The following is a 15,947-nucleotide window of genomic DNA, read 5'->3' as shown; positions in this document are numbered from 1 at the left end:
TGTGAATTCTCTCGGCTTGGTGCGCGTGAGGTCTTTCTCCTTCGCAAAACTAAATGACCTCCGGCGAGCCGCGTCACCCCTAGCCGCCCCCTCATCCGAACCCCTTTTCTAGGGGTTCCTCAGCCCCGGAGGGCGCTGTTTATCCTGGGCCCGACCCTGGGAGAAGGAGAGCCGATGCCCACGCGCGTCTGGGATTATCTGCCGGAATACGCCGCCGAACGTGACGACATCATGGACGCGGTCGAGACCGTGTTCCGCTCGGGCCAGCTCGTTCTCGGCGAGAGCGTGCGCCGCTTCGAGGAGGAGTTCGCCGCCCGCCACGGCGTGCGCCACTGCGTCGGGGTGGACAACGGCACCAACGCCGTCAAGCTGGGTCTGCAGGCGCTCGGGGTCGGGCCGGGCGACGAGGTGGTGACGGTGTCCAACACGGCGGCGCCGACCGTGGTCGCCATCGACGCCGTGGGCGCGACGCCGGTGTTCGTGGACGTCGATCCGGCCACGTACCTGATGGACGTGGCGGCCGTGGCGGCCGCCGTCACGCCGCGCACCCGCTGCCTGCTGCCGGTCCACCTGTACGGCCAGTGCGTGGACATGGCCCCCCTCGAACGGCTGGCGGAGGAGCGCGGCCTGGCGGTCCTGGAGGACTGCGCGCAGGCGCACGGCGCGCTGCACCACGGCCGGCCGGCCGGGTCGATGGGCCGGGCGGCGGCCTTCTCCTTTTACCCGACGAAGGTGCTCGGCGCGTACGGCGACGGCGGCGCGACGATCACCTCGGACGACGAGGTGGCCGCGAACCTGCGGCGGCTGCGCTACTACGGCATGGAGCGGACCTACTACGTCGTGGAGACCCCCGGCCACAACGCGCGGCTGGACGAGGTGCAGGCGGAGATCCTGCGCCGCAAGCTGACCCGGCTCGACCGCTACGTCGAGGACCGCCGCGCCGTGGCCGCCCGCTACGCGGAGGGCCTGGGCGACACCGAGCTGGCGCTCCCGGTCACCGCCGCCGGCAACACGCACGTCTACTACGTGTACGTGGTCCGCCACCCGCGCCGCGACGAGATCATCGAGGCGCTGCGGGCGTACGACATCCACCTCAACATCAGCTATCCGTGGCCGGTGCACACCATGTCGGGCTTCGCCCACCTCGGCCACGGCCGGGGAAGCCTGCCGACGACCGAGGAGCTGGCCGGGCAGATCTTCTCGCTGCCGATGTACCCGTCGCTGCCGCGGGGCGTCCAGGACAAGGTCATCGACGCCCTGCGCACGGTCCTGCGGCACTGACGCCACCCGGCCCGCTCAGCGGGTGTATTCCGGCAGCAGCCCCCGCGCCGCCGCCTCGGCGAGCGTGGGGGCCTGTCTGTCCCGCTCCGACAGCACCGCGGGCCCGAGCCCGACCGGCAGGCGCAGCCCGAGCTCCTCGTCGAAGACCGACAGGGTCAGCTCGTGCTCCTTGCGGTACTCGCGCGACAGCAGGTAGCAGACCACCGAACGGTCCTCCAGCGCGGCGAACGCGTGGCCCACGCCGGGCGGGATGTAGACGGCGCGGGCGGTGTCGGCGGCCAGCTCGACCGCCTCCCACCGGGCGAACGTGGGCGAGCCCACCCGCAGGTCCACGACCAGGTCGAGGACCCGGCCCGCCGGGCAGTAGACGTACTTGGCGGTGCCGGGCGGCACGAGCGTGTAGTGGACGCCGCGCACGACGCCGCGCCGCGACACGTTGCGGCTGACCTGGGCGACGGGGAAGAGCGGGCGGCCGACGGCGGCGGCGAAGGCGTGCTCCTGGTAGGGCGAGGCGAAGTCGCCCCGCTCGTCGTGGAACACCTCGGGGGCGAACTCGACCGCCCCCTCCACCGCCAGCCGCCGATGCCTCATGACCGGGCTCGTCAGGTTCCTCATCAGTCCCGGACCAGCCGGACCTCGGGCACGTAGAGGATCCAGGTGCCGCCCGCCTCGCGGAACGCCTCCTCCTTGGCCATGATCTCCTCGGCGTGGTTCCAGGCGAACAGCAGCGCGTAGTCGGGGTAGGGGTCGGCGAACGCCTCGGGGCCGCGCACGGGGATGTGCGAGCCGGGCGTGAGCCGCCCCTGCTTGGCGGGGGTGGTGTCGGAGACGAACGTGACGAGATCGGGGCCGATGCCGCAGTAGTTGAGCACGGTGGCGCTCTTGGCCGTGGCGCCGTAGCCGTACACGCGGGCGCCCTCGTCGCGCAGGCGGGTGAGCAGCGCGACCAGCTCGTCGCGGCCGCGCGCCACGCGCTCGGCGAAGGCCCGCAGGGTGGCCGGGTCGCTGATGCCGGCGGCGTCCTCGGCGGCGAGCAGTTCGGCGACGGCGGGCGAGGGCGTCCGCTCGCCCCGCCGGGCGAGGGTGTAGCGGACCTCGCCGCCGTGGACGGGCAGCCGCTCGACGTCGACCAGCTCGAACCCGTGCCGCCGCGCCATGCCGCGCACCGAGCGGGCGGAGAAGAAGTAGAAGTGCTCGTCGTAGATCTGGTCGTAGGAGGCGCGCTCGACGATGTCGCCGAGGTAGGGGTCCTCGAAGACGAACACGCCGCCGGGACGCAGCAGCGTGGCGACCCCGCTGAGGATGGAGTCCATGTACGGGATGTGGCAGAGGGTGTTGGCCGCGTAGACGACGTCGGCGGGCCCGTCCTCGGCGCGGATGACGGCGGCCGTGGCGGCCTCGAAGAAGTCCTTGCGCACCCGCACGCCCTTGGCGGCGGCGAGGTCGGCGACGCCGCCCGACGGCTCGACGCCGAGGTGCCGCACCCCGGCCTCGGCCACGCGCTGGAGCATGGTGCCGTCGTTGCAGCCCAGCTCGACGACGAACGGGTCGGCGCCGGACAGCTCGGTGGCGAGGAAGCGCTCGGCGAGGCTCCAGAAGTGCTCGCGCATCACGGCCGAGCCGGACGACAGGTAGGGGTAGCCCTCGTGGAACATGCGCTCGCGGGGCACCTCTTCGAGGAGCTGCACCATGGAGCAGCTCTCGCAGAGGCCCACGGACAGCCGGAAGAAGTACTCCTCGGCGGTGTCACCGGGGGTGACGAAGGCGTCCGAGACCGGCTGGCTCCCGAAGTCGGCGAACTGGTGGAGACGGCCCGAACAGATCCGGCACGCCATGCGTTCCTCCTCAGCTTGCGGCCGGCTCAGGTGACCGGCCGGCGGTACCTCACCCAGACGTCTCCGGTCTGCACGTAGCCCGTGAGCCGTACGGTGACGCCGTCCGGCGCGAGCGGCGCCGGGGGGCGGTTGTGGACGGCGCCCATCCACCGGCGGACGACCTGCTCGTCACGGACCTGCCAGCCCCGCGGGACCGCGACCACGATGTCGCCGAACCAGGAGGTGATCTCGACGTCGAGATGGACCTCGCGGTGGGGGCAGTCGGCCAGGGTGAAGTCGATCCGCACCGTGCCCCATCTGCCCGCCTTCGCGCTGATGTGCCGGGGCACCGCCCAGCGGCCCACCTGCGCGACCTTGCCGCTGCCCGTGTGGAGCTGGAGCTCGGCGGGCCCCGGTAAGCCCTGGACGGGGGCCGCGGTGACGACCGCGGGCAGCGATCCGTCCCTCGGCAGGTCGGCCACGACCTCGTCGAGCTCGCCGAGTGTGCGCGCCCGGTAGGTCAGGTCGATCCGCTCGTTCAGCTCCTCCAGCGTGATCCGTCCCTCGCTCACCGCCACCCGCAGCGCCTCCGCCACGCGTTCGCGGTCCTGGTCACTGGCTCGCACGTCCCGATGATCGGTCATGGCGTCCACCCTAGAAGGCTACGAAGGGGCCGCCCGCCGCAGAACCCCTATCCTGCCGGGCTTCCCGGGGCCCACGGCCGGCTGGGGTGGCGGGCGGGGCGGCCAGGGGTTGAGGGGTGCCGCGGGGCGTGACAGCTTCGGCAACGGACGACAGGACCCGGGGTGAGGAGCCTGCCATCATCGACGTTCACGACTGGCTCCAGGAGGTCGCCGGGCACACCTCCATGGAGGTGACGCGGCTGCCGCTGGAGGAGCTGCCCGGCTGGCGCACCGACCCGGCGACCGGCAACCTGCGGCACGACAGCGGCGGCTTCTTCACCGTCGAGGGGCTCGACGTCCGGCGCCCCGGCGAGCCGGTGCCGGCCTGGACCCAGCCCATCATCAACCAGCCCGAGACCGGCATCCTGGGCATCCTGCTCAAGCGGGTGGACGGGGTGCCGTACGTGCTCATGCAGGCCAAGAACGAGCCCGGCAATCCCGACGGCCCCCAGGTCTCCCCCACGGTGCAGGCCACGCGGAGCAACTACACGCGGGTCCACCAGGGGCGGGCGGTGCCGTACCTGGAGTTCTTCCGCGAGCCGCGCGGCCGGGTGCTGGCCGACACGCGCCAGTCGGAGCAGGGCGCGTGGTTCTACCGCAAGCGCAACCGCAACATGGTGGTGGAGGTCGCGGAGCGCGTGCCGGCCGCCGAGGGGTTCCGGTGGCTGCCGCTCGCGCGGGTGTACGGGCTGCTGGCGGTGCCGGACCGGGTGAACATGGACGCGCGGACCGTGCTGTCGTGCCTGCCGCCCCAGCGTGGCGCGGAGCCGGCCGGCGGCTTCGCGGCGGCGGTGGCCCGCTCGCGCGACGCCTCGCGCGGGGCCCGCCACGAGCTGGGCGAGATCCTGAGCTGGCTCAGCGGCGCCCGCTCCACGGCCGACGTGCGCGCCGCGCTGGTGCCGCTCGACCGGGTGCGCGGCTGGCGCCGGTCGGGCGGGCGCATCTCGCACGAGTCGGGCCGCTTCTTCGACGTGATCGGGGTACGGGTCGAGGCGCGCGGGCGGGAGGTGTCCGGCTGGTCGCAGCCGATGCTCGCGCCGGTGGGCACGGGCCTGGTGGCGTTCCTCGTGCGCCGGATCGGCGGGGTGGTCCACGCGCTCGTGCGGGCGCGCGTCGATCCCGGCTACACCGACGTGGTGGAGCTGGCGCCGACCGTGCAGTGCACGCCGGGCAACTACGACCACCTGCCGCCGGCGGCCCGCCCGCCGCTCGTGGACCTCGTGGTGGACACCCTGGCGGGCGCGGCGCCGGGCCGGGTGCGCTTCGACACCGTCCTGTCGGAGGAGGGCGGCCGCTTCCACCACGCCCGCAACCGCTACGTCGTGGTCGAGACGGACGACGACCCGCTGCCGGGCCATCCGGGCTTCCGCTGGCTCGCGCTGCACCAGATCGACGAGCTGCTGCGGCACAGCTACTACCTCAATGTGGAGGCCCGCAGCCTGACGGCCTGCCTGCACGGCCTGGCCCACGGCCCCGCGTACGGCGTGCCGTCGCGGGCGCGGGTGCCGCTGCTCACCGCAGGAGCTCGATGACCTTGCCGAAGTCGTCCATGGCGGGCTCCATCACCGTGAAGTAGGTGAAGCCGTACGTCTTCTCGTGCCGGCGCACCTGCTCGGCGATGTCCTCGGGCGTGCCGGCGAACAGCATCGGCACGTCCAGGAGCTGCTCGGTGGTCAGGTCGGGGGCGTAGCGCCGCAGGCTCTCGACGCCGGCCCGCCGGTCGCGGGTGAGCACGGTCGCCTTGGACAGGACGTTCAGCTCCAGGTCCGCGGCGCGCGGCCCGGCCTCGCGCCGGGCGAAGGCCACCCGCCGGGTCAGCTCGCGCGCGTCCACGAGGGCGGTCCTGCCGTACTCGGGGCGGAACGGGGCGCCGGTGAAGCTGACGGTCCCGGCGCGGCGGGCGGCCAGGCGCAGCACCCGGTCGCCGTGCCCGCCCACCATGAGCGGCGGCATCCGGCCGGCCAGCAGCCCGTCGAGCTCGCCGACCAGGTGCTCCAGGGCCCGTACGCGGTGGCCCGCGCCGAACGGCAGGCCGGCCGCCTCGAACTCCTCGCGCACGTACCCGGTGCCGAGCCCCAGCTCCAGCCGGCCGCCGATGAGCAGGTCCAGGGTGGCCACGTCCCGGGCGAGCAGCGCGGGCCGGTGGAAGGAGGCGTTGAGCACGTACGTGCCGATGACCGGCCGCTCGGTGACCTCGGCGGCGAGCAGGGCGGTGGGGAACGGCGCCATCAGGTTGAGATGGTCGGGCACGGCGATGACGTCGTAGCCGAGGGCCTCGGCGCGGCGGCACGTGGCCGCCCACTGGGCGCGCGTGCCGCCCTCGCTGATGAGCACCACCCCGAACCTCATGGCCGCGCCCCCGCCCGGTGCGCGCCCGCTCCGGCGGGCCGGGCCGTGCCGGCTACGGCGATGGCGGTGAGCAGCAGGCCCCGGCCGGCCGTCCAGCGCCCGGTGAAGCCGGTCAGCCGCTCCCCCTGCCAGCGCGGCCCCGAGACCATGAGGTGCGCGGTGAACGTGCCGCGCAGCGGGTCCACGGTGACGGCCGCGTCCTGGAAGTCCAGCCATCGCCCGGCCAGCGGGAACCAGGCTTTGTAGACGGACTCCTTGGTGCTGAACAGCAGGCGGTCCCAGGACGTGCCGGGGTGCCGCTCGGCGAGGCGGCGGACCATGTCGCGCTCCTTGGGCACGGAGACGGCCTCCAGGACGCCGGGCGGCAGCGGGGCGTCCGGCTCGGCGTCGATGCCGATGAGCGCGGGGTAGACGCCGACGGCCGCGGCCCGGTAGCCGGCGCAGTGGGTGATGCTGCCGGTGGTGCCGTGGGGCCAGCAGGGCTCGCCGTACGGGCCGCTGAGCACGGGGACCGGGCGCACGCCGAGCCGCTCCATGGCCTTGCGGGCGCAGTGGCGGGCCGTGGTGAACTCGCGGCGGCGCTTGTCGGCGACGCGGCGCACCAGCTCGGCCTCCTCGGGAAAGAGGGCGGCCTCGGGCGGGTCGTTGAAGGCCTCGAATGCCTTGACGGTCGCCGGCAGGATCTTCTCGATCACACGACCTCCTGACCACCGTCCGCACGGAACACTCGCACAGTAGCCAATGCGGCTAATAGCCCAAAAGGCCAACAAAACTCTTTATGGGTCCATGCGGGTTATTAAGGGGTTCAATAGGGGTATTGGGCGTTGCGTACGCCGGAGCTTCCCCTACTATTGGGTAACACCTGAAGCTCGCTAATCGACAGCCGCGCCTGGTCTCCCGCGCAAGACCTGCATTCGTTCCCCGATTTTCCGGTTCCCGATCGGAGCCGGTGATCGGGTAAGGCGCACGGAGGGATTTCGGTGCGTTACACGAGGTTGGGCCGGAGGGGGCCGGTCGTCTCTTCCATCGGGCTGGGCTCGCTCGCCCTGGCCGGCGCCTACGGCAGGGCGCACGAGGGCGACGCCGACCGGCTGGTCCGCCGGGCGCTCGACGCGGGGGTGACCCTGCTCGACACCTCCGCCTTCTACGCGGAGGGCCGGGTCGAGCGGCTGATCGGGCGGGCCGTGGCCGGCCGGTCGGACGAGGTGGTGGTGAGCACCCGGGGCGGCGTGCGCGCCCTCGGGCCCGCCGGCCAGGTGCGCTACGACGACGACCCGGCCGCGCTGGAGCGCGACTGCGACGCCTCGCTCGAACGGCTCGGCGCCGAGTGCATCGACCTGTACTACCTGCACTGCCGCGACGGCCGCGGGCCGGTCGAGGAGAGCATGGGCCGCCTGGCCGAGCTGGTCCGGGCCGGCAAGATCCGCTACGTCGGGCTGACCAACGGCACGCTGCGGCAGCTGCGCGAGGCCCACGCCGTCCACCCGGTGACCGCCCTGGGCGTCGAGTACTCGGTGTGGGGCCGCTACGCCGACCCCGACCTGATCGCCGCGGCGCGCGAGCTGGGCATCGCGCTGGTGGCCGCGCGCCCGCTCGGCCGGGGCTTCCTCACCGGCCGGGTCCGGGTGGACGCCCGGTTCGAGGCGGGCGACTGGCGCGGCGACGACCCCCGCTTCGGGCCCGGCCAGGACCGCCACTGCGCCGGCCTCCAGGCGCTGGAGGCCGCGGCGGCCCAGCTCGACCTCAGCGCCGGCCGGCTCGCGCTGGCCTGGCTGCTCGCGCAGGGCGAGCACACGGTGCCGGTGCCGAGCACGCGCAGCCAGGTCCACCTGGAGATGAACCTCGCCGCCGCCGCGGTCGAGCTGCCGCCCGAGGTGCGCGACAAGCTGGCCGGCGTCTTCCCGCTCGACGACTGGAATCAGTCGCCGTCGCCCCTGGTCTGAGGCAGGATGAGCGAGCCGGCGAGCGCCTTGTTGACCGCGTCGATGCGCGAGACCGCGTTCAGCTTCAGGAAGATGTTGCGCATGTGCCGCTTCACGGTGGCCTCGGCCAGGCCCAGGCGGCGGGCGATCTGGCTGTTGCTGAGCGCCTGCGCGGCGAGCTGGAGCACCTCCAGCTCCTTCTCCGACAGCACCCCGTTGGCCGGCGCCTCCACGTGGGCCAGGCTGCTGCGCGAGACCGCGAGCACCAGCCTCGACTGGTCCTCGTACACGCTGCGCACGGCCGCGATCAGCTCGTCCCGGTGGACGCTCTTGTGCAGGTAGCCCCGGATGCCGGCGGCGAGCAGCCGGGTGAGGAGCTGCGGGCCGTCGTACATGCTGAGGATGATGATCCGGGTCTCGGGCGACAGCTTGCGGATCCGGGCCACGGTCTCGGTGACCTCGTCGCCGGGGATCTCCACGTCGAGCAGCACCACGTCCGGCTCGGTGTCCTCGACCAGGGCGATCGCCGAGCCGGAGTCGCCGGCCTCGCCCACGACGTCCATGCCGCCGAAGGACTCCAGGATCTCGCGCAGGCCCTCCCTGAACAGCGTGTGGTCGTCCACCAAGGCGACGGAGATGGGATTAGGCGTCGTCCGGTCCACCGGCGTGTCCTCTGAGTGGGATGTACAGCTCGACGAGGCATCCGCCGCCGGGCTCGCTGGAGACCGTCACCGTACCGCCGAGCAGCTCCGCGCGCTCACGCATCGAGGTGAGGCCCACGCCGCCGCGCTCGCGGGCGTGCGCCGGGTCGAAGCCCCGCCCGTTGTCCCGGGCCCGCGCGACCAGCTCATGCGGGGCGATGTCCACCTTGAGCAGGATGATCGTGGGGTCGCCGTGGGTGAGCGCGTTGCGCACGGTCTCGCGCAGGATGAGGAACGCCTCGTCGAGCACGCGCGGCTCGACCCACGACTCGTCGCCGTTGACGTCGAACGCGATGGAGACCGAGTCGTCGCCGACCGCCTCCAGGAAGTCCAGCAGCGACTTCTCCAGGTTCTTCACCGGGGTCTGCGGGTGCAGCTCGGAGGTCATCTGGCGCAGGTTGTCCATGGTCTCCTGGATGGCCTGCTGCACCACCACGATCTTGGCGGAGGCCCGGGCGGGATCGGTCGCCCGGTACGCCTCCGACAGGGCGAGCTGCTGGTGGGCGACGCTCGTGCCGTGGCCGATGCGGTCGTGCAGCTCGCGGGCGATCCGGCGGCGCTCGGCCTCCTGGGCCTCGTGCACCTGGTTGAGCAGGAAGCCGTGGTAGCTGTCGGCGGCTTCGCGGATGCGGCGCGACAGGCTCGCCTCCAGACCGGTCGCGGCCAGCACCAATCTCTCGGCGCACGTGCCGGTTTCGGCGAGGATATGTCGTGCCAGGTGCGAAAGCGCTATCCTGAAGAAAAGTGAGCCTGCCTCAAGTGACGTTTTGGGGTGGACGCCGCCCGCCGCGCGGGCGTTCCCGACCTCCCAGGCGTGTAATTTGGAAAGACTACTTATCTGTATCTTTCCTGCGCGCAGCGTAGCGGCGACGTCGTCCAGGACGTAACGGCCAGTGGACAGAGCCTGACCGCGCGCGACGGAATCGGCGTAGAGCGCGTTTCCACTGCTCCTGAGTGCGCCATCGAATTCCGTCAGAACTTCTTCGCGACATGCTTCGACGAATCTCGCCGGATCCTCCGCCGCCCCGTGTGCCGCGTCCAAGGTCCACCCTCCACCATGGGGAGTGCACGAGTGAGCCTAGCATCGCGCAGCGGGCACACTAATGCAACACTTATGGCCATATATTAGTCAGAAGAGGGGTAATGTGTAGTAGATGCTGCGTTAACATGAATGCCCGGTAAGGGCGGCGGCGGACGCCACGACCGGCACTACCTGTACGCTTTCCGGCAGCAAGTGTTCCGGCGCCGGATGCGGCCTCAGATCCGGTGTCAGTTCCGGCCTCTGTTCCGGTCATCCTTCCGGCCAGCATCACGGCCACGACCCCGGCCGCCATGACCGCGAGCACCGCCGTCAGAGGCACCCGCAGGAGCGCCACCGCGAGCCCGAACACGACCAGCACCCCGAGCGCCGCGGCCACCATCACCTGACGCGCGCGCCGCTCGCCGAGGAGCACCCCGAGCGTACGCCGCCCCGCCGCCGTGTCACCCGGGATGTCCGACAGGTCCTTGGCCGGCATCCCCACGAGCACCATCCAGCACGTGGCCGCCCCGGCGAACACGACGAGCTGCACCGTAGCCGGCCCCACGGCCACGGCCCCCGCCACGAGCTGCGCCGTGGCCGAGCCCGCCGCCAGCCCCACCGTGGCCGAGCCCGCCACCACGGCCCCCGCCAGGTAGGACAGCAGCCCGGACAGGCACAGCACCACGACCGTGCCGCCGCAACTGTCCTTCAGCGGCCACGGCGGCCCCGAGTACAGGAAGCCCAGCACCAGGTTCGCCGCGATGATCCACACCATGGCGCGCGGCAGGCCCGCGGTCACCGCGAGCGACGCGGCCCCCGCCACCGCGGCCACCACCCCGGCGGTCCGCGGGGCCAGCTCCCCGCGCGCGATCGGCCGGCCGGACCCGTTGATCCGGTCCTCGGCCACGTCCGTGACCCCGTTGAACAGATAGACGGCGAAGATCGACAGGACCCACGCGAGCCCGCCACGCAACACCGTCAGCGGATCGGGCCCCGGCACGGCGGGCAGCACGAGCGCCACCCCCGCCAGGTAGCGCAGCGCCGACACGGCGAGCACCCCGGGACGGGCCTCGGCGACACACAGCAGCGGCATGCGGACGGCGGTGAGAAAGAGAAGGGAACGAGGGGCCGAGGATGTCCAGGAAGCGGCCATAGCCCGGATTGTGACCTCAGCGGCGGGGCCCGGTTAAGGGAGTAACCCCAAAGGTGTAGCCGGGGATGCGCCTTTCGATACCCGGGTGTACTCCCCCTGGATATCCGCCCCTGAACTCCTGGTCCACCTTCTTGCCGGGCCCCGGCGACCCCTATAGCTTCAGGGCCATCGCATCGAGATTATGACCGGCCCTCCCCAGCGGAACCGTTTTTACACATCCTAGTATTCCGGAAATCGCACTCTAGCCCCGGGGCCGGCGAAAGCGGAAGACCCGCTGACCACGCCGCGATTCCCCCGTTGTGATCCTCCTGGCGAAGCCGTGTCCCCGGAAAGGAAATCCGACGATGCAGGGTGCCGAACGTTATACCGGATTCACTCCCCTCGACCTCACCGACCGCACCTGGCCGAGCCGGCGCATCACCTCGCCGCCGCGCTGGCTGTCCACCGACCTGCGCGACGGCAACCAGTCGCTGGCCCGGCCGATGAGCCCCGAGCGCAAGCTCATGATGTTCGACCTCCTCGTGTCCATGGGCTACAAGGAGATCGAGGTCGGCTTCCCCGTGGCCAGCCAGGACGACCACGACTTCGTCCGCCGGCTCATCGAGCAGGACCGCATCCCGGACGACGTGCGGATCACCGTGCTCACCCAGGCCCGCGAGGAGCTGATCCGGGCCACCCTCGACTGCCTCAGGGGCGCGCCCCGCGCCATGATCCACATCTACAACGCGACGTCGCCGCTGTTCCGCGAGGTGGTCTTCGACCTCGACCGGGCCGGCTGCAAGGAGCTCGCGGTCCGCGCCACGCGGGTGATGATGGAGCACGCCGACCGGACGCTGCGCGACTGCGACCTCGGCTTCCAGTACTCCCCCGAGCTGTTCAACGAGACCGAGCTGGACTTCTCGCTGGAGGTCTGCGAGGCGGTCATGGACGTCTGGCAGCCCGGCCCCGGGCGCGGCATCATCCTCAACTTCCCGACCACGGTCGAGCGCTCCCTGCCGAACGTCTTCGCCGACCAGATCGAGTGGCTCGGCCGGCACCTGTCGCGCCGCGAGCACGTGTGCCTGTCGATCCACCCGCACAACGACCGCGGCACCGGCGTCGCCTCCGCCGAGCTGGCCCTGCTCGCCGGCGCCGAGCGGATCGAGGGCTGCCTGTTCGGCAACGGCGAGCGGGCGGGCAACGTCTGCCTGGTCACGCTCGGCATGAACCTGTACGCCCACGGCGTCGACCCGGGCATCGACTTCTCCGACATCAACGCGGTCCGGCGCACGGTCGAGCAGTGCAACCAGCTCCCCGTCCACCCGCGCCACCCCTACGGCGGCGACCTGGTCTACACCGCCTTCTCCGGCTCGCACCAGGACGCCATCAACAAGGGCTTCGCCGACCTCGAACGCCGCGCCGCCGGTCAGGGCGTCGCCGCCGCCGACCTGCCCTGGCGGGTGCCGTACCTGCCGGTGGACCCGGCCGACGTGGGCCGCACGTACGAGGCGGTGGTGCGGATCAACAGCCAGTCCGGCAAGGGCGGCGTGGCGTACGTGATGAGCGCCTGGCACGGCCTCACCCTGCCGCGCGGGCTGCAGGCCGACCTGGCGGGGCGGGTCCAGGCGCGGGCCGACGCGGAGGGCGGCGAGCTGTCGCCGAGCCGGATCGGCGCGCTGTTCGAGGACGAGTACCTCCAGCGCGGCGACCCGGCCGCGTCGCTGCCGACCGGCGGCGCGCCGGTGACCACGACGCTGTACGTCGACGGCGGGTTCGAGGTCAGCGGGGCGCGCGCGGACGCGGTCCGCACGATCGGGGCGGTGCTCGCGCCGTGGGGCATCGACGTCCGCGCGGTCCACCGCACCGCGCCGGCGCTGGACGACCACCGGATGACGCCCGACCGGCCGGCTCTGGGCGGCCGGTCGCCGGAGGAGGTGGTGATCTACGCCGAGTGCGGGACGGGCCCGGCCACGGCGTGGGGCGCCGGCGTCGGCCGCGACGTGCCCGCCGCCGCGTACGCCGCGGTCCGCGCCGCGCGCGCCCGGCTGCTCTCCGCCGCGGAAGGCCACGCCGTACCGGACAGCCCCTTCCACGACCACGGCGTCCCCGCGCAGCCGCACCCGGCGGCGTCCGGCCGGCCGGGATGCCCCGCGCGGCGGCGCCCCCTGGAACACGCGGGCCACTGACCGCTCACCCACCACCACCGACGACACCCGAGGAGGGCCATCATGGCCGTGGACGACGAGCGGCGGGCGATGTCCCTGCTGCACGGTCTCCTGGAGGAGGCGGTGGCCGGCCGCGGGCGGATCGCCGTGGTCACGGGCGCCATCGCCACCGGCAAGAGCCGCCTGCTGTACGGCTTCGCCGACGAGGCGTTCGAGCACGGCGCGCTCCCGCTGAGCGCCATGGGCTCGCGCGCCGAGCGTGACCTGCCCCTGGGGGTGCTGGCGCAGCTCCTCCACAACGCGCCGATGACCGAGGAGCACCGGGCCACCACGCTCGCCCTGCTGCACGAGGGCGCCCGCACGCACCTCGCGAGCGACCCGCGCGCCGACGCGATCGAGCACGTGGACGTCCAGATCGTGGACGCGCTCTGCACGGTCCTGCTGGAGCTGGCGGAGCGCTGCCCGCTGGTCGTCGCGGTGGACGACATGCACCACGCCGACCGCGCCTCGCAGCTCTGCCTGGCGTACCTGGCGCGCCGGGTGAAGTACGCGCGGATCATGCTGGTCTTCGGCACGCCCGGCCACCAGGGGCACCCGCCGAGCCTCCTGCACACCGAGGTGCTCCGCCAGCCGCACTGCCGGCAGGTGCGGCTCGGCCACCTCTCGCGGGAGGGCGTGGCCGAGCGGGTGACGCTGCTGGCGGGCGAGGAGGCGGCGGCCCGGTACGCGCCGCGCTGCCACGAGGTGAGCGGCGGCAACCGGATCCTCGTGGACGCGGCGCTGGAGGACCTCCAGGAGAGCGGCGCCCCGGGCGAGCGGTACGGCGAGGCCGTGGTCGCCTGCCTGCACCGCGCCGGGCCGGAGGCGCTGCTCATGGCCCGCGCGCTGGCCGTCGCGGGCACCACGTCCGCCGCGGCCCGCCTCCTCGGCCGCACCGGGGCTGACGACGGCGAGCCGGGCCGGCCGCACGGGAGCCGGCCGCACGCGCCCGGCCAGGACCGGCCCTGCGCGCAGGCCGACGCGGCGCGAGCCGAGCAGGCGCTGACCGGGGCGGGCCTGCTCGACGGCGGCCGGTTCCGGCACGAGGCGGCGCGGGGCGCGGTGCTGGCCGGGCTGGACGGCGCCGAGCGCGCCCGCCTGCACCGCGGCGCCGCCGAGCTGGCCTACCACGACGGCGCCCCCGTGGCGGTCGTCGCCGAGCACCTGCTCCGGGCCGGTCACGCCGGCGCGCCGTGGGCGCTGCCCGTGCTGGAGGAGGCCGCCGAGCAGGCGCTGCGCGACGGTGACGTGGAGCCCGCCATCGAGTACCTCAAGCTGGCCTGGCAGGCGTGCGCCGACGAGCGGCGCCGCGCCCGGATCACCACCACGCTCGTACGCGCCAAGTGGCGCATCAACCCGAGCACCCCCGCCGGCCACCTCGCCGAGCTGACCACCGCCCTGCGCAACGGCAACCTGGGCGGCGGCGACGCCGTGGTGCTGGCCAAGGCGCTGCTGTGGCACGGGCACGACGCCGACGCCAAGGACGTCCTCGCCCGCCTCGCCGAGCTCGGCGAGCCGGACCGCGAGACGGTGGCCGAGCTGGCCGCGGCGCGCGCCTGGTTCCGCAGCAGCTACCCGTCGTTCCTGTCGCACCTGCCCGTGCTCAGCGAGGAGCAGGCCAGCGGCGCGGCGCACTCGCTCACCGTGGGCCGCCGCCTGGAGTCGGCGGGGGCGCTGGCCCGCGCGCTGGCCGGCGAGTGCCCCGCCGAGCCGGCGGCCACCGCCGAGCGGGTGCTGCGCGGCTGCCGCCTGGACGAGATGTCCATGGACACGGTCGAGAGCGCGCTGCTCACGCTCACCTACACGGGCCGGGCGGACCGGGCCGCGCCGTGGTGCGACGCGTTCATCGCCGAGGCCGCCTCCCGCCACGCCCCCAGCCGCCAGGCGCGGCTGTCGGCGATCCGCGCGGAGATCCACCTGCGGCGGGGCGACCTCGCGGGCGCGGTGGACGACGCGCGCCGCGCCCTGGAGATCATCCCGCCGGCGAGCTGGGGCGTGGCCGTCGGCGGGCCGCTCGGCAGCCTGCTGCTGGCGGGCGCGGCCATGGGCCGCTTCGAGGAGTTCCTGCCGTACGCCGACCGGCCGGTCCCGGAGGCGATGCTGGAGACCCGCTTCGGCCTGCACTACCTGTACGGCCGGGGCCGCTTCCACCTGTTGGCCGGCCAGCCCCGGCAGGCGCTGCGCGACCTGCGGCTGTGCGGCGAGCTCATGAGGGCGTGGGGGCTGGACGCGCCGGGGTTCATCGCGTGGCGGCTGGACGTGGCCGAGGCGCTGGTCCGGCTGGAGGAGCCGGAGGAGGCGCGGCTGCTGGTCGAGGACCAGCTCGCCCGCTGCGACCGCCGCGCCCCCCGGGTCCACGGGGCCGGGCTGCGGCTGCTGGCCGCCACCGGCGAGCCGCGCCACCGGGTCATGGTGCTGCGCCAGTCGGCCGAGCTGCTCCAGTCGAGCGGCGACCGGTACGAGCTGGCCAGGACGCTCGGCGACCTCACGGAGGCGTACCGGGCGATGGGCGAGTTCCGGCGCGCGTGGATGGTGGGCCGGCGGGCGCGCGCCCTGGCCGAGGAGTGCCACGTCACGGTCCTCGACCCGGACCTCGCGCCCGGCGAGGACGGCGACGGGGGCGAGGCCGAGCCGGCCGGGCTGCGGCCGGTGCTCAGCGACGCCGAGCGGCGGGTCGCCGCGCTGGCGGCCGACGGCTATTCCAACCGGGAGATCTCCGGCAAGCTGTTCATCACGGTCAGCACGGTCGAGCAGCATCTGACGCGGATCTACCGCAAGCTCAACGTCACCCGCCGGACCGAGCTGCCGGCCGACCTGATGAGCCGCCAGGCGTGACCCAC

The 15,947-nt window shown here is 73.4% G+C and carries 13 protein-coding genes; 5 read left to right on the top strand and 8 right to left on the bottom strand.

What is annotated here, in order from left to right:
* The first annotated feature begins 174 nt into the window (after window positions 1-174).
* Window positions 175-1,281: a DegT/DnrJ/EryC1/StrS family aminotransferase gene (locus tag HD595_RS25360; RefSeq protein WP_253773115.1), complete on the top strand. Its 1,107-nt coding sequence runs from the start codon at window positions 175-177 to the stop codon at window positions 1,279-1,281.
* A 15-nt stretch (window positions 1,282-1,296) separates the two neighbouring features.
* Here the strand turns inward: HD595_RS25360 and HD595_RS25355 are convergent, their stop codons facing one another.
* Genes HD595_RS25355 through HD595_RS25345 form a run of 3 tightly spaced genes read right to left on the bottom strand, consistent with a single transcriptional unit; the run spans window position 1,297 to window position 3,739 of the window.
* Entirely contained in the window at window positions 1,297-1,872 is a 576-nt protein-coding gene (locus HD595_RS25355; RefSeq protein ID WP_253773113.1) for a dTDP-4-dehydrorhamnose 3,5-epimerase family protein, read from the bottom strand.
* A gap of 23 nt (window positions 1,873-1,895) precedes the next feature.
* Window positions 1,896-3,116 carry a class I SAM-dependent methyltransferase gene (locus tag HD595_RS25350; RefSeq protein ID WP_253773112.1) on the bottom strand — a complete coding sequence of 407 codons (1,221 nt, stop codon included), beginning with the start codon at window positions 3,114-3,116 and terminating at the stop codon, window positions 1,896-1,898.
* A gap of 26 nt (window positions 3,117-3,142) precedes the next feature.
* Window positions 3,143-3,739 (bottom strand): DUF1707 SHOCT-like domain-containing protein, encoded by a 597-nt coding sequence (locus HD595_RS25345; protein WP_253773111.1) that lies wholly within the window; start codon window positions 3,737-3,739, stop codon window positions 3,143-3,145.
* Window positions 3,740-3,867: 128 nt separating this feature from the next.
* Between HD595_RS25345 and HD595_RS46860 the strand changes: the two genes are divergently transcribed.
* Entirely contained in the window at window positions 3,868-5,310 is a 1,443-nt protein-coding gene (locus tag HD595_RS46860) for an NDP-hexose 2,3-dehydratase family protein (RefSeq protein WP_253773110.1), read from the top strand.
* On the opposite strand, the gene HD595_RS25335 is transcribed toward HD595_RS46860, so the two are convergent.
* Both HD595_RS25335 and HD595_RS25330 read right to left on the bottom strand, forming a co-directional pair.
* Window positions 5,291-6,127 carry a TIGR03621 family F420-dependent LLM class oxidoreductase gene (locus HD595_RS25335; RefSeq protein WP_253773109.1) on the bottom strand — a complete coding sequence of 279 codons (837 nt, stop codon included), beginning with the start codon at window positions 6,125-6,127 and terminating at the stop codon, window positions 5,291-5,293. The two genes, HD595_RS46860 and HD595_RS25335, sit on opposite strands and share 20 nt — an antisense overlap.
* Entirely contained in the window at window positions 6,124-6,822 is a 699-nt protein-coding gene (locus HD595_RS25330) for a 4'-phosphopantetheinyl transferase family protein (protein ID WP_253773108.1), read from the bottom strand. Before HD595_RS25330 ends, HD595_RS25335 begins: the two co-directional genes overlap by 4 nt.
* 285 nt (window positions 6,823-7,107) lie before the next feature.
* Between HD595_RS25330 and HD595_RS25325 the strand changes: the two genes are divergently transcribed.
* Window positions 7,108-8,070, top strand: coding sequence for an aldo/keto reductase (locus HD595_RS25325; protein ID WP_253773107.1), 963 nt, complete (start codon window positions 7,108-7,110; stop codon window positions 8,068-8,070).
* Here the strand turns inward: HD595_RS25325 and HD595_RS25320 are convergent.
* The 3 genes from HD595_RS25320 to HD595_RS25310 form a co-directional block, all read right to left on the bottom strand.
* Window positions 8,046-8,711: a response regulator transcription factor gene (locus HD595_RS25320; protein ID WP_175592252.1), complete on the bottom strand. Its 666-nt coding sequence runs from the start codon at window positions 8,709-8,711 to the stop codon at window positions 8,046-8,048. The genes HD595_RS25325 and HD595_RS25320 overlap by 25 nt on opposite strands.
* Complete coding sequence (locus HD595_RS25315; RefSeq protein ID WP_253773106.1) at window positions 8,692-9,420, bottom strand: sensor histidine kinase; 729 nt, start codon at window positions 9,418-9,420, stop codon at window positions 8,692-8,694. The genes HD595_RS25320 and HD595_RS25315 overlap by 20 nt, the downstream gene beginning before the upstream one ends.
* Before the next feature lie 442 nt (window positions 9,421-9,862).
* On the bottom strand, window positions 9,863-10,864 hold the full coding sequence (locus HD595_RS25310) for a UbiA family prenyltransferase (protein WP_253773105.1): 1,002 nt from the start codon (window positions 10,862-10,864) through the stop codon (window positions 9,863-9,865).
* Between the two features lie 404 nt (window positions 10,865-11,268).
* Between HD595_RS25310 and HD595_RS25305 the strand changes: the two genes are divergently transcribed.
* On the top strand, window positions 11,269-13,089 hold the full coding sequence (locus tag HD595_RS25305; protein WP_253773104.1) for a 2-isopropylmalate synthase: 1,821 nt from the start codon (window positions 11,269-11,271) through the stop codon (window positions 13,087-13,089).
* 42 nt (window positions 13,090-13,131) lie between these two features.
* A complete protein-coding gene (locus HD595_RS25300; RefSeq protein WP_253773103.1) occupies window positions 13,132-15,942 on the top strand; it encodes a helix-turn-helix transcriptional regulator in 2,811 nt (936 codons plus the stop codon).
* Window positions 15,943-15,947 lie beyond the last annotated feature (5 nt).

Origin of the sequence: Nonomuraea roseoviolacea subsp. carminata (genome assembly GCF_024172185.1) — a bacterium.
GTDB classification, from domain to species: Bacteria; Actinomycetota; Actinomycetes; order Streptosporangiales; family Streptosporangiaceae; genus Nonomuraea; species Nonomuraea roseoviolacea.
The sequence above is the reverse complement of the archived record's forward strand: the minus strand, read 5'-3'. Positions and strand labels throughout refer to the sequence as shown.

What these genes read in the sequence shown, in the direction of transcription:
- HD595_RS25360 (WP_253773115.1), top strand. Translation starts at nt 175, where the DNA reads ATGCCCACGCGCGTCTGGGATTATCTGCCGGAATACGCCGCCGAACGT.
- HD595_RS25355 (WP_253773113.1), bottom strand. Translation starts at nt 1,872, where the DNA reads ATGAGGCATCGGCGGCTGGCGGTGGAGGGGGCGGTCGAGTTCGCCCCC.
- HD595_RS25350 (WP_253773112.1), bottom strand. Translation starts at nt 3,116, where the DNA reads ATGGCGTGCCGGATCTGTTCGGGCCGTCTCCACCAGTTCGCCGACTTC.
- HD595_RS25345 (WP_253773111.1), bottom strand. Translation starts at nt 3,739, where the DNA reads ATGACCGATCATCGGGACGTGCGAGCCAGTGACCAGGACCGCGAACGC.
- HD595_RS25335 (WP_253773109.1), bottom strand. Translation starts at nt 6,127, where the DNA reads ATGAGGTTCGGGGTGGTGCTCATCAGCGAGGGCGGCACGCGCGCCCAG.
- HD595_RS25310 (WP_253773105.1), bottom strand. Translation starts at nt 10,864, where the DNA reads ATGCCGCTGCTGTGTGTCGCCGAGGCCCGTCCCGGGGTGCTCGCCGTG.
- HD595_RS25305 (WP_253773104.1), top strand. Translation starts at nt 11,269, where the DNA reads ATGCAGGGTGCCGAACGTTATACCGGATTCACTCCCCTCGACCTCACC.
- HD595_RS25300 (WP_253773103.1), top strand. Translation starts at nt 13,132, where the DNA reads ATGGCCGTGGACGACGAGCGGCGGGCGATGTCCCTGCTGCACGGTCTC.